Annotated in this window: 11 protein-coding genes; 8 read left to right on the top strand and 3 right to left on the bottom strand. The window is 69.8% G+C overall.

The genetic code is table 11. The annotated features are described in order from the left end of the window. The 4 genes from M0R80_11265 to M0R80_11250 form a co-directional block, all read left to right on the top strand. On the top strand, positions 1 to 771 hold a 771-nt coding region (locus M0R80_11265), incomplete at its 5' end, for a putative metal-binding motif-containing protein (protein MCK9460209.1). A 55-nt stretch (positions 772 to 826) separates the two neighbouring features. After that, on the top strand, positions 827 to 1,522 hold the full coding sequence (locus M0R80_11260; protein MCK9460208.1) for a hypothetical protein: 696 nt from the start codon (positions 827 to 829) through the stop codon (positions 1,520 to 1,522). 109 nt (positions 1,523 to 1,631) lie between these two features. Next, positions 1,632 to 1,952: a zf-TFIIB domain-containing protein gene (locus tag M0R80_11255; GenBank protein ID MCK9460207.1), complete on the top strand. Its 321-nt coding sequence runs from the start codon at positions 1,632 to 1,634 to the stop codon at positions 1,950 to 1,952. A 37-nt stretch (positions 1,953 to 1,989) separates the two neighbouring features. Further along, on the top strand, positions 1,990 to 2,925 hold the full coding sequence (locus M0R80_11250) for a nucleoside recognition protein (GenBank protein MCK9460206.1): 936 nt from the start codon (positions 1,990 to 1,992) through the stop codon (positions 2,923 to 2,925). Here M0R80_11250 and M0R80_11245 read toward each other — a convergent pair. Both M0R80_11245 and M0R80_11240 read right to left on the bottom strand, forming a co-directional pair. Then, a complete protein-coding gene (locus M0R80_11245; protein MCK9460205.1) occupies positions 2,912 to 4,525 on the bottom strand; it encodes a S1 family peptidase in 1,614 nt (537 codons plus the stop codon). The two genes, M0R80_11250 and M0R80_11245, sit on opposite strands and share 14 nt — an antisense overlap. 69 nt (positions 4,526 to 4,594) lie before the next feature. Beyond that, a complete protein-coding gene (locus M0R80_11240; protein MCK9460204.1) occupies positions 4,595 to 6,481 on the bottom strand; it encodes a sulfatase-like hydrolase/transferase in 1,887 nt (628 codons plus the stop codon). An 82-nt stretch (positions 6,482 to 6,563) separates the two neighbouring features. Here M0R80_11240 and M0R80_11235 point away from each other — a divergent pair, with 82 nt between their 5' ends. The 3 genes from M0R80_11235 (at position 6,564) to M0R80_11225 (ending at position 10,373) form a co-directional block, all read left to right on the top strand. After that, positions 6,564 to 8,777: a hypothetical protein gene (locus tag M0R80_11235; GenBank protein MCK9460203.1), complete on the top strand. Its 2,214-nt coding sequence runs from the start codon at positions 6,564 to 6,566 to the stop codon at positions 8,775 to 8,777. Between the two features lie 64 nt (positions 8,778 to 8,841). Then, positions 8,842 to 9,471 (top strand): hypothetical protein, encoded by a 630-nt coding sequence (locus tag M0R80_11230; protein MCK9460202.1) that lies wholly within the window; start codon positions 8,842 to 8,844, stop codon positions 9,469 to 9,471. Between the two features lie 35 nt (positions 9,472 to 9,506). Further along, entirely contained in the window at positions 9,507 to 10,373 is an 867-nt protein-coding gene (locus M0R80_11225; protein ID MCK9460201.1) for an endo alpha-1,4 polygalactosaminidase, read from the top strand. 5 nt (positions 10,374 to 10,378) lie between these two features. Here the strand turns inward: M0R80_11225 and M0R80_11220 are convergent, their stop codons facing one another. Continuing rightward, positions 10,379 to 11,086 (bottom strand): hydroxyacylglutathione hydrolase, encoded by a 708-nt coding sequence (locus M0R80_11220; protein MCK9460200.1) that lies wholly within the window; start codon positions 11,084 to 11,086, stop codon positions 10,379 to 10,381. 22 nt (positions 11,087 to 11,108) lie between these two features. Between M0R80_11220 and M0R80_11215 the strand changes: the two genes are divergently transcribed. Continuing rightward, positions 11,109 to 11,543, top strand: a complete 435-nt coding sequence (locus M0R80_11215) for a nitrile hydratase subunit alpha (GenBank protein MCK9460199.1) — start codon at positions 11,109 to 11,111, stop codon at positions 11,541 to 11,543. The last annotated feature ends 151 nt before the right edge of the window (positions 11,544 to 11,694 follow it).

Below are 11,694 nucleotides of genomic sequence, written 5' to 3'. Positions count from 1 at the left end.
GAAGCGGAGTGCGTCGACATGGACTCCGACTCGTGGTGCCTCCCGTTCGACTGCGACGACGGCGATCCGGCGGTACACCCCAACGCCGAGGAGCTCCTGGACACGGGGATCGACGAGGACTGCGATGACGAGATCGACGAGCTGCCGCCCCTCGAGGACTGGGTCATGTACCTGACCGTGGACAACCAGTTCGACGTGTACTTCGGCACGCCGACCGGCACGACGGGCGCGGTCGTGGGGAGCGGCGGGAACTGGACGCTCGAGTTCCCGTTCACGGCCGTGGGCAGGCTGCCGACCGACTACCTGTACGTCGCGACCTCCTCGGATCAGTTCGTCGCGCAGGGGTTCATCGGGACGTTCACGAACGTGACGCTCGACAAGACCACGAACACGGGCGACGACGTCTGGGAGGTGTTCCCGGCGGGCGCGTACGCGGAGACGAACCCGTACGGGGTCGGGCTCTGGCCCGCGGGCGTGATGCCCGACCAGACGATGGTCGACACGGCGATCGCGTTCGCCCAGATGTACGATCTCTGGGTGACCCCGGCGGCCGCGGCAGGGTACGACAACGATCCCTCGACGCCGATCTCGCCTTACACGAGCGAGCCCTGGGCGACCGCGGCCTACGTCAACATCCCGCCCGAGGCGGACTGGATCTGGCACCAGAGCGGGACGGTCTACGCGGGCGACATGCCCTCGCCGCTCGAGGGCTACAACCACGACGAGTTCCTCGTGTTCCGCGTAGCCGGCGCCGTGCCCGGGATCGAATAATCTCCCGTCGCTCATCGTTTCCCTTCTTCCGACGTCCAAGCTTCTGGAGGTGGCCATGCGCGCGTGGACCGTCCGAGCTCTCGTGGTAGCCGCGCTCCTCGCAGCGGCGATCCCGTCGGCGGCCGGGAAGGCGGCGCCGCCCAAGCCCGGGCCAGCGCGGGTCGTCACCGTCATAGAGAAGATCCAAGCCAGCCTGACGGCGACGAAGTACCAGCACGCGACGCGGGTCCGACAGAGCCTGGGCGAGTACCTCTTCGACTGCTCGGGGATGGCCGAGTGGATCCTGAGGCGCGGGGCGCCGACGGCGCTCAAGCAGGTGAAGCGCCCCGAGGGCGGGCGGCCGCTGGCGGTCCACTACTACAGGACCATCGCCAAGCTGAAGCCCGGCCAGCGCCGCGGGGCGTGGATGCGCGTCGCCGACGCGACGGCGGCGAGGCCCGGCGACGTGATCGCGTGGGAGCGGCCCAAGTGGTTCGACTCGAAGAGCACCGGCCACGTCGCGTTCGTCGTGTCCGAGCCGAGGCCGGTGATGGTCCCGGTCCGCGGGGTCGTCGTGCGCGTCGCCGACGCGTCGAAGTTCCGCCACGCCGAGGACTCCAAGCCGATCGGCGGTACGGGCTTCGGCACCGGCGAGCTGCTGCTCCCGGTCGACGCCGCGCGCCAGCCGACCGGCTACGGCTGGGTCGGAGAGGAGACGCCGCCCGAATGGATCGTCTACGCCTCGCTCGCCATCGGCAGGCCGCTGCGCTGAGCGCCCGCCCCAAGTCCCCGCCCCAAGTCTTGACAGCCGTGCTCCGCTCGGCTGAAGATCCCGCCGTCGGCCATCTCGTCGGCCGCGAGAGCACAAGCGAGGTTTCCACATGTGCGCCTTCAACCGCAGCGACAAAGAAGAAGAGTACTTCCTGAAGAAAGAGGCCGAGAAGCTCAAGGCGCTCGCCGAGAAGCACCGCGCCGAGCTGGAGGAGGCGGAGCGCAAGCGCCTCCAGGAGTTCCACTACATGCGCTGCCCCAAGTGCGGCATGGAGCTCAGCGAGATCGAGTTCCGCGAGGTGAAGATCGACAAGTGCATGTCGTGCGGCGGCGTGTGGCTCGACGACGGCGAGCTCGAGCAGATCGCGGCGCTGGATCCCGAGGACGGCCTGCTCAAGCGCTTCAGCGGGATCTTCAAGGCCGGCAAGTAGGTTGGGGGAGCCCGCCCCACTCAACCGATCCGAGCGTTTGCGGCGCGCGGCCCGCACGGGAGCGCTCGGCGGTCTCAAGACCACGGCGTGGCTCGCGGTCCTCGTCGTCCCGGTCTCCCTCTCGGTGACGCTGCTCGCGTGGAGCGGCGCGCTCGACAGCGCGGCCGGCTACGTCGCGCCCGTGCTCGGCCTTTTCGGCGTGCCGGAGGAGACGGCGATCGCCTTTCTCACCGGGGCGCTCGTGAACTGCTACTCCGCCATCGCCGCCTTCAGCGCCTTCCCCCTGACCGGGCGCGAGCTCACGATCCTCGCGCTGATGATCCCCGTCTGCCCCAACCTCCTCGTCGAGTCGCCCATCCAGCGGCGCACCGGGACCTCGGGGGTGGCGATGGCGCTCCTCCGCATCGGCGGCGCGTGCGTCGGCGGCCTCGCGCTCAACCTCTTCCTTCCCGCAGACGACGGGGTGGTGGTGCACGCGGGGGCCGCGGCCTCGATGTCGCAGGACGCGATCTCGCTGCTAGGCGCGCTCGCCGCCTGGGCGCGATCCGCGGGAACGCTCCTGCTGAAGATCGCGGTGATCGTCGTGTCGCTCACCGTGGCGCAGCGGCTGCTCGACGAGCTGGGCGCCATCCGCGTCCTGTCGCGTGCCCTCGGCCCGGCCATGTGGGTGCTCGGCCTCAACCGCAAGGTGGCGTTCCTCTGGCTCGTCGCGAACACGCTCGGGCTCGCGTACGGCGGCGGCATCATCGTGGAGGAGGCCAAGGCCGGACGGCTCGACAGGAGCGACGTGAACACCCTGAACATCTCGGTTGCCCTGTGCCACTCCCTGCTCGAGGACACGATCCTCTTCGTGGCCGTCGGCGCGTGGGCGCTCTGGATCACCGTGCCGCGGCTCGGCATGGCCGCGGCGGCCGTGTGGACGTACCGGTTGTGGGAGCGGTTCGACCGCGGGCGGGCGATCAGCAGAGGATGAGGGAGAGGAGGCCCGCGGCCGGCGCCGGCCTGCCGGTCGTCCTGCATCCGCAGCCGTCGTCCGCCGGGGTCAGCACGTCGGTGTCCGAATCCGAGTCGGCGTCCGTGTCCGAATCGGAGTCGGAATCGGAGTCCGAATCCGAATCCGAATCGGTGTCGGAATCGGTGTCGGAGTCGGTGTCCGAGTCGGTCCCCGTAAAGTCGTCGTCGCACGCGCCGTAGGCGTCGTTGGGGACCGGGAAGATCAGGTCGCACTCGCCGCCGCCCTCGGTGCAGTCGCCGCCGTCGCTGCAGATCTGGTGGCAGATCCCGCCGCCGAGGCTCGCCTCGGTCAGGCAGATGTAGCCGTCGCCGCACGAGGTCGGATCCGAGGCGCCCGCGTCGCACGGCTCGCCGTACTCGGCCGTGTCCGTCGTGAGGCAGTCCGTGAACCCGTACGAGCCCACGGGGCGGCAGGCCTGGGTCGAGCCGCAGTCGCCGCCGAGGAGATCGCACAGCGCGACGTCCCAGCAAGACTCGATCTGGTTCGGGCACTCGTCGACGATGCAGTGGAGGAACCCCGCATCCGTCGTCTCGCCGGCGCAGTTGTTGTAGAAGCAGTTCATGACGTCGTCCACGTCGTCGAGCACGCCGTCCTCGGCCATGACGTAGCAGTCGCTCACGCAGGCCGCCGTCGCGTCGCAGTACGCCATGCACATGTAGGTGTCGCCGCAGGCCTCCGTGCCGCACACGGCGTTGTCGCACGTGCCGTCGCCCTGGCAGGCGTCGTCGCAGACGCAGAGCCCGATGTCGTCGTTGCAGTCCGGGATCGGATCGCCGAGGTAGCCGTTGATCCAGGCGGCGTAGGCGTCGACGCGGGTGTCGTTGTAGTACCCCATGCACTCGTCGCCGCCCGTGGAGCTCACGGTCGAGTTGACGCCGATAACGCGGTCGCCGCTGCCGAGGTTGTAGATCCCGGGCCCGCCCGAGTCGCCGAAGCAGATGCCGGAGCTCGTGTCGACGTAGCGGCTCGAGTACTCTATCTCGCCGAGCCTGTAGAGCTCCATCTCGGTGTAGCGCCTGGTCCCGCTGCCCCCGCCCGAGCCGCTCGTTGCGCCGAAGCCGGCGTAGAACACGAGCTCGCCCTCGATGGCGTCGGTCAGGGCCGTCGTGTTGATCGGGATCGGCGTGGCGACCGTGGAGCCGATCGGCGACGAGAGGTGGACGAGCGCGATGTCGTTGATGACGAGATCCTCGTCGTAGTCCGGGTGGGCGTAGGCGGCGTTCGTCGCGTAGGTGTCGCCCGTGTCCTCGTCGTTGCCGATCAGGAAGTCGACGCTCGTGGTGTACCCCGCGACGCAGTGCGCCGCGGTCAGGACCCACTGCGCGTCGATCAGCGTGGCCGTGCAGAACGCGCCGCCCCAGCCCGAGACGAGCGCGCCGACCGCGTCCGGGCAGGTCGAGTCGGTGCAGGTGTCGCCGCCGACGATCTCCGCGGGCCGCTTGTCCACCATGGCGGCGGCCGGGATGCCGATCGGGTCGCAGGCGCCGAGGACCGCCGTAAGGGCGAGCCCCGCGACGGCCGACGTCGAGGAGAGCAGAACTCGTGATGTGCGCGTCATAAGGGTGCTCCTTGTTGATTCTTCTTCATACGGTTCCACAAAACACGGGAATCGGCCTGAAGAATCGTGTCAGGGGACGAAAACGGTGTGGAAGAGCTTTTCGACTTCGTCCGGGACGGTGTCGGGCTTCTTGAGGTTGTAGAGGCGGCCGCCGCCGTCCTGCATCTCGAGCCGCATGCGGCCCTTGTCGTAGCCGATCGCCGGGTTCCTCTTCGACTCGGCGAGCAGGCTCTCGCCCCACCAGCCGGCGGGGATGGGCAGCCCCATGACGTGGGCGACGGTCGGCGCCACGTCGATCTGCGAGGCGAGCCTCCCGGTCTCGAACGGGCCGAGATCGCGCCCGGTCCAGACGACGAACGGGATCTTGCCGAGCGGCTCCCGCGTGTGGCCGGGGATCCGCATCGTCACCGCGTTCGGCGGGCACGAGTGGTCGGCGACGATGAACAGCGCCGCGTCCTCGCCGAGAAGCCCCTTCTCGGTCAGGCGGTCGATGAACCGCGAGAGATCGTGGTCGACGTGGTGGACCGCCTTCATGAAGTGCCGCGCGGTCTTGAACACCGCGAAGTCGCCGGGCAGCGGCGGGTAGGTGAGGTGCGCGAACTTCCCCTGGCCGTGCAGCGGGTGCATGTCCGTCCCGAGCACGGTGACGAACAGCTTCTCGTCGCGGCGCCGCGCGAGCTCGGCGACGACCTCGTCGTACAGGATCCGGTCCTCGAGCCCCCAGCCGTAGATGTACTTCCGCAGCTCCTCGCGCTCGTAGAAGTCCTCCCGCGCGACGACGCGATCGAAGCCCCACCGCGCGAACACGATGTTCTCGTCGGCGAAGTAGCGCGACGCGCTGCGCATGAACAGCGTCTTGTAGCCGTGCGCCTTGACGAGCCTCGTGAGGTAGTTCTGGTAGCCCGTGAGCTTCTGGATGTCGTAGTTCGGGTGGCTCGCGTAGGCGGTGGTCATCCCCTGCAGCGTGGGCGTTCCCGAGGCCGTCATGTTGTGGAACGTCCGGTCGCGCAGCCGCGGGGCGCACAGGTTCGGGGCGACGTCGTACGGGAGCGCCGGGTTCCGGCAGCGCAGCAGATCGGTCCCGAACGACTCGGCGAAGACGACGACGACGCGCCGGAGCTCGCCGAGGCCGAGGTCCCCGTAGCGGCGCTCGCCGAGCGGCAGCTCGAGCTCGCGGATAGCGCTCTCGTACGGGACGAAGCTCTTCGAGACGCGGTAGTCCTCGGCGGCGAAGTCGTAGTCCCTCATGTACTTGCGGTACGTCTCGGAGCCCTTCATCGTGTACAGCTTCTCCGAGACGCTGCGCAGGACGATGTCGTTGACGAAGCCGACGAGCGGGTTCTGCGACGCGTACTCGAGCTGCGCGTTGCGGAACACCATGATCACCTTGTCGTAGCGATCGTCCGCCTTGTTGACCTCCGAGGCCCGGGTCGGGATCCTCGCCGCGGCCAGCGCGATCGCGACGGCGGCGAACCGCGCGGCGCTCGGCCATGTCGCCTTGGGCGCGAGCCGCCGCAGGGCCAGGTAGAGCGCGGCGAGGAGGACGACGAAGCCCGCCGCGAAGCCGATGCCGGCCGGGGTGACGAAGCCCGCGAGGCTGTACCCCTCGATCAGGGAGAGGTGCTGCAGCTCGAGCAGCGTGCTCGCGAAGTAGTAGACGAACGTGTCCGCGATCATGACGCCGAAATAGAGGAACGAGAAGGTGAACGCGGGCCAGGCGCGGCGGGTCAGCCTGAGGAGCGCCCCCGCCACCGCGTAGTAGAGCGCGAAGTCGAAGACGATCTTCTCCGCGAAGTACAGGGCGACGAGCGGATCGCGCAGGCGGAACCCGTGCTTCCAGAAGACGACCGCTATGAATGCGAGCTCCAGCACGGCGTATACGCCGAGCACGGCGAAGAACGGCCTCGTGGGCGAAGGCTCGAGGGCGAGCTTCAGCCAGCGGGCTATGTGTCTCAAGACGACCATTTGCTGTGGACCGGGGCGCGCCGCTCTTATATTGTTCCCGACTCGCACGTGTCAATCTGCCGGAGCCGCATCGATGCAGGTCGTCGCGAACGCAGCCGCCCTGATCCCGCTCGCCCTGATGGCGCTGATCTGCGTCGCGGACACCCACAGGGCGCCGCTCGAGACGACGCCCGTCTTCTTCGGGCTGCTCGCGCTGTGGGCGGCCGGGCTCGCGCTCGTCGCGCCGAGGCTGAGCGGGAAGAATGAGGCTGCGGGGGCGGGGGTGTTGTGGTTCGCCCGCGGCGCCGAGGCCCACTGGCTGCGCGTGGCGGCGGCTGTCGCGGGGCTGCTGCTCGCGCACCTCGCGACCGGCGCGGTCCACCAGAAGATGGTGCTGTTCCGGATGGACCAGCCCGTCTGGATCGCGTTCGGCGCGGCCTGGGCGGTGCTCGCCGTCGTCGTCGCCCGGCCGCCGCGACCGGCGCTCTCGCTCGCGCTGATCGTCGCCGCGGGGATCGTCGCCCGCACGGCCGGCCTCTGGCAGTGGGAGATCGATCCCGCGCGCCGCGACATGCTCGCCCTCGTGCTGAGCGCGCTGGACCGCTTCACGTCGGGCGAGAACCCGTACGGCCTGCACCAGATGCAGGTCGGCTCCCAGGTGCCGCTCACGTACCCGCCGGGGCTGTGGCTCGCGCACCTGCCCGCGTACCTGCTCGGCGCGGACGTCCGGTTCACCTGCGTCCTCGCGGACGGGATCGCCGCGATCGCCGTCGGGGGCGCGGCGCTCTATTTGCGGGCGCCGCTGCGCGGGCCGGTGCTGGTCGGCGTCGCGGCCACCCTGTTCCTGCCCGACGTGCACTGGAACGGCATCTACGCGGAGCCGAACCTCGACTGGGCGATCGTCGCTTGCTTCGGCGCCGCCGTCGCCACACGACGGCCGCTCCTCGCGGGGGCGCTCCTCGGGGCCGCGCTCGCCGTGCGGCCGTTCAACCTCGTGCTGGCCCCGTTCGCGGCGATCTGGCTCGCCCGCGGCTTCGGCGCGAGGACGCTGTTCCGCGCGCTGCTGATCACCGGCCTCGTAGCGGCGGCGATCTTCACGCCGTTCGTGCTGCGGGATCCGGACGCGTTCTATGCGGGGACCGTGCGCTGGCTCCTCGAGTACGGGCCGGCGCACTCGAAGTGGTTCTACGGGATGATGGGGCTCTCGGGACCGCTCTACAAAGAAGGGATGGCCGCCTGGCTCCTGCCGCTCCAACTCGGCTCGGTCGCGATCGTGATCGCCTTCGCCGCGTGGCGCCAGCGCACGCCCGCCGGCGCGCTCTCGCTCGCCGCGGTCGCCTACGCGCTGTTCGTGGCGTTCAACCCGATTATCTGGATGAGCTTCTGGATCGGCGTGTGCGCGCTCGCACTGGCCGCCACGGTCGCCGCCGGCGCCGCACCGAGGGTCGCCGAGGCGCCGTCGCGGATCGCCGCGCTCGCCGCCGCCCGCCCGCGGATCGTCGCGGCCGCGGAGATCCTCGGCTGGGTCTGCGTCGCCGCGGCGCTCGTCGCCATGCTGCTGCCGCTGCGCGCGCACTTCGCCGACGGGGGCCGGCGCAGCACGGAGTCGTACCTGCGCGCCGAGCTCAGGCCGGGCGATCTCGTGCTCGACCGATCCGGATACCGCGTGGCGTTCCTGTTCGCCAAACCGATACTCGCCGGGCGCGATCTCCGCGCACGGGCGAGGCTCGCGTCGGACCCTTACACGCTCCTCCTGCCGCGTCGCGCGGCGATACCGAACCCGCTCGAGCCGTCGCGGATCTTCGCCGTGGAGCGGTACGGGCTGCTCGACGAGCACCGCGCCCTGTATCTCGGGAGCGACGGGGACGGCCCGTACACGGAGGAGTCCAACGACCGGCGCGGCCGGTTCCGGATCGCCGTGTTCAGGGCGCGGCACGATGGCGCGCGGGCGGCGATTCCGGAGCTGAAGCCGGCGCGGTTCCTCAAGGTGCCGCGGGCGATGCTCGAGGCGCGGCCGTCCGGGAAGGGCGAGCGCGTGATCGATCTGCCCGTAATCGGGGAGCCTCGGTGGGTGACCGTCTACGGCGGGCTCGTGGACGGCGCGCCGCAGTGGCGCCGCGCGGACGTCGAGGTCGTCGTGCGGTGCGGCACGCGGCAGATCGGGCGCCACGTCTTCCCCAACGCGCCGGGGCTGCGGGGCGCGTCGTTCCGCCTCCCGGACGAGCGGTGCCGGTCGGTGACGCTCGGCGTGTCGGCCGCGAGCCCGAAGCGGCGCAACTTCCACCTCGACGCGCTCTGGGTGGATTGAGGGTCGCGGGATGCTGTATCATCCATGGGAGAAAGCCGGGTCACCCGGACGGAGGTCGAAGGTAATGCGCTTTCGGAGGCTGTCGATCTTGGTGTTGCTCCCGCTGTTCGCTTCGGCGGGCTGCGCGGGCGGGACGGTAGACAACACAGGTGGCGACGCCGACTCGGACTCGGACTCGGATTCCGACTCGGATTCGGACGCCGACTCGGACTCGGACTCGGATTCCGACTCGGATTCGGACTCCGACTCGGATTCGGACTCCGACTCGGACTCGGACTCGGACAGCGATGTCGACGACCCGACGTGCGGCGCTTCCGAACAGGTGTGCTGCGAGGTGGGCGACGCCTGCGACGACCCGTCGAGCTACGTCTGCGTGAACGGGTTCCCGGCGGAAGGGGATCTCTACTGCTGGCCTCGCTGCACGCCGATCGCCTGCTCGACGGTGGAGGGAACCTCGACGGGGGAGTGCCTCTACGCCGACGGGATCGGCGTCTGCTTCGGCTACCCGGACTCGACCCCGCCGGAATCCGACTGCGACCTGTACGGGTGCTCCTACGGCGTGTGCTACGGCTACGACACGAGCAGCTACGGTTGCTTCTACGACGGGTGCGACTACCAGGCGGACTGCGGCTATTACACCGACTGGTGCGCGGAGCTCACGAGCGGCGGCGGCGCCTGCCTCCCGCAGAGCTGACATTCCGCATCCGAGCCGTCCGAAAGGGGGAGAAGATGAGAAGGATCAGAGGTTTCGGGTTGTTCCTGCCGGTTCTCGCGCTCTCTCTCGCCCCGGGCTGCGGCGGAGGGGACGACGACGGCGACGACGGGCCGCCCGACTGGAGCGCCTGGGACGGCGGCTGCGAGGGCGAACCCGCGGGCGACCTGGCGGCGGGGACGACGTGGCAGTGGCAGCTCACGGGCGCGATCGACACCGGCATCGGCGTGGCGATGTACGACATCGACCTGTTCAACACCGAGCAGTCGGTGATCGACGGGCTCCACGCGGACGGGCGGTTCGTCGTCTGCTACTTCTCCGCCGGCACGTGGGAGGAGTGGCGCGACGACGCGGGCGAGTTCCCGGACGAGGTGATCGGCAACGCGATGGAGGACTGGCCGGACGAGAAGTGGCTCGACGTGCGCGACGAGACGGTGCGGGAGCTCATGCGGGCCCGTCTCGACGTCGCGGTCGACAAGGAGTGCGACGGCGTGGAGCCGGACAACATGGACGGTTACCTCGAGGACAACGACTCGGGGTTCGACTTCGACGGCTTCGATCAGCTCGACTACAACGCGTTCATCGCCGAGGAGGCGCACGCGCGCGGCCTCTCGGTCGGGTTGAAGAACGACGTGGATCAGCTCGTTGTGCTCGAGCCGTGCTACGACTGGGCGCTCAACGAGGAGTGCTTCGCGTACGACGAGTGCGATCGCTACGCGCCGTTCGTCGTGGCGGGCAAGGCGGTGTTCCACGTGGAGTACGTCGACGACACCGCCGACGGCCAGGATCTCGCGGACGAGATCTGCGGCGATCCGGCGCTCGAGGGGTTCTCTACGCTCGTCAAGGACTGGGATCTCACCGCGTGGCGGATCGCCTGCGAGTGAGGGCCTCACCCGATCGACATCAGCGATCGCCACCTGTCGCGCTCGGTCGCGATCGGCAGCCCGCGCGCCGCGAGCAGGGCGACGATCGATGGCTCGTCGAACCGCAGGTAGGGGTTCACGCGCCGCTCGTCGCCCAGAGTGGACACGACGTGTTCAGGAACGTACCGCCCGAGGCACGGCGCGATCTCCGGGTTGCCGGGCTCCAGGCGCGCGGCGGCCTCGAGGGAGTCGCGGACGTAGTCGTGGCCCGCGTACACGAGCGTCGCGTCCGGCAGCGCCATGAGCGCGCGGATCGAGGCGTGGAACGCGCCGAGATCGCCCGTGAAGCAGTTGCCGATGGTGAAGTTGAACAGCGTGTCGCCGGTGATCGCCGCGGCGCCGGTGTAGAACGTGATCGAGTCGCGCGAGTGGCCCGGCGTGGGGATCACCTCGATCCGGCCGCCGCCGAGCGGGATCGGCTCGGGCCGCTTCGAGAGCGCCGACGGCTCGAGCAGCGCCGCGCTCGACGCTCCGAGCAGCGCGACGTTCCCGGGTGTGTGATCGCCGTGGCCGTGGGTGTTCGTCACGATCTTCAGGACGAGCCGGCGCTCGCGGAGAAAGCCGAGGATCTCCTGCGCCGCGCCGCCGTCGATCGCCATCGCCTCGCCGCCCGCGTGCACGACGTACGCGAGGTTGTCCGCACCGTATCGGAACTGCCGGATGGAGAACACCACGGTAGGATGCTACAATCCGGACATGGACAACAACCGAAGAGATCATCGTGGCCATCGCGCCGAGGCCGAGGTGCCCGTGAACCTGGAGCACGTCCTCCTGCGCGCCGCGCGCGACGCGGAGTTCAAGGAGAGGCTGCTCGCCGATCCCATGGCCGCGATCTCCTCGGCGGAGATCGCCGTGACCGCGTCCGAGCGGGCGCTCCTGGCGGCGCTGCCCAGAGCCTCGCTCGGCTCGTTGGTCGAGCGGCTCGCCCCGAAGAGGCAGAGGAACAAGCGTTTCCTGCGAAAGGTCGGCGCCGCGGCGATGGTCGGCGGGCTGCTCGTCGCGTCGTGCGACGGCGGTAACGATACAGACCTGTCCGGCGGAATCGATTCGGACACGGATGTCGATTCGGACTCGGATTCCGACACGGACACCGACGCAGACGCCGACGCCGGTCAGGACGCGGGGGAGTAGTGCAGGGGCGGCGCCCCAGGGCGGAGCCCGAACCCGCCGAGAACGAGGCCGCGGGGACGGAGCTGTTCGGCCAGGCGATGGGCCTCGTCTTCGAACGTTTCGGCCTGCGCGGCGTGCTCGGCAAGGTCTGGACGGCGCTGTACCTGGAGGA

It is taken from the genome of Pseudomonadota bacterium (assembly GCA_023229365.1).
Taxonomy (GTDB): Bacteria; Myxococcota_A; Polyangia; order JAAYKL01; family JAAYKL01; genus JALNZK01.
This window is presented reverse-complemented; position numbering and strand designations above follow the sequence as displayed.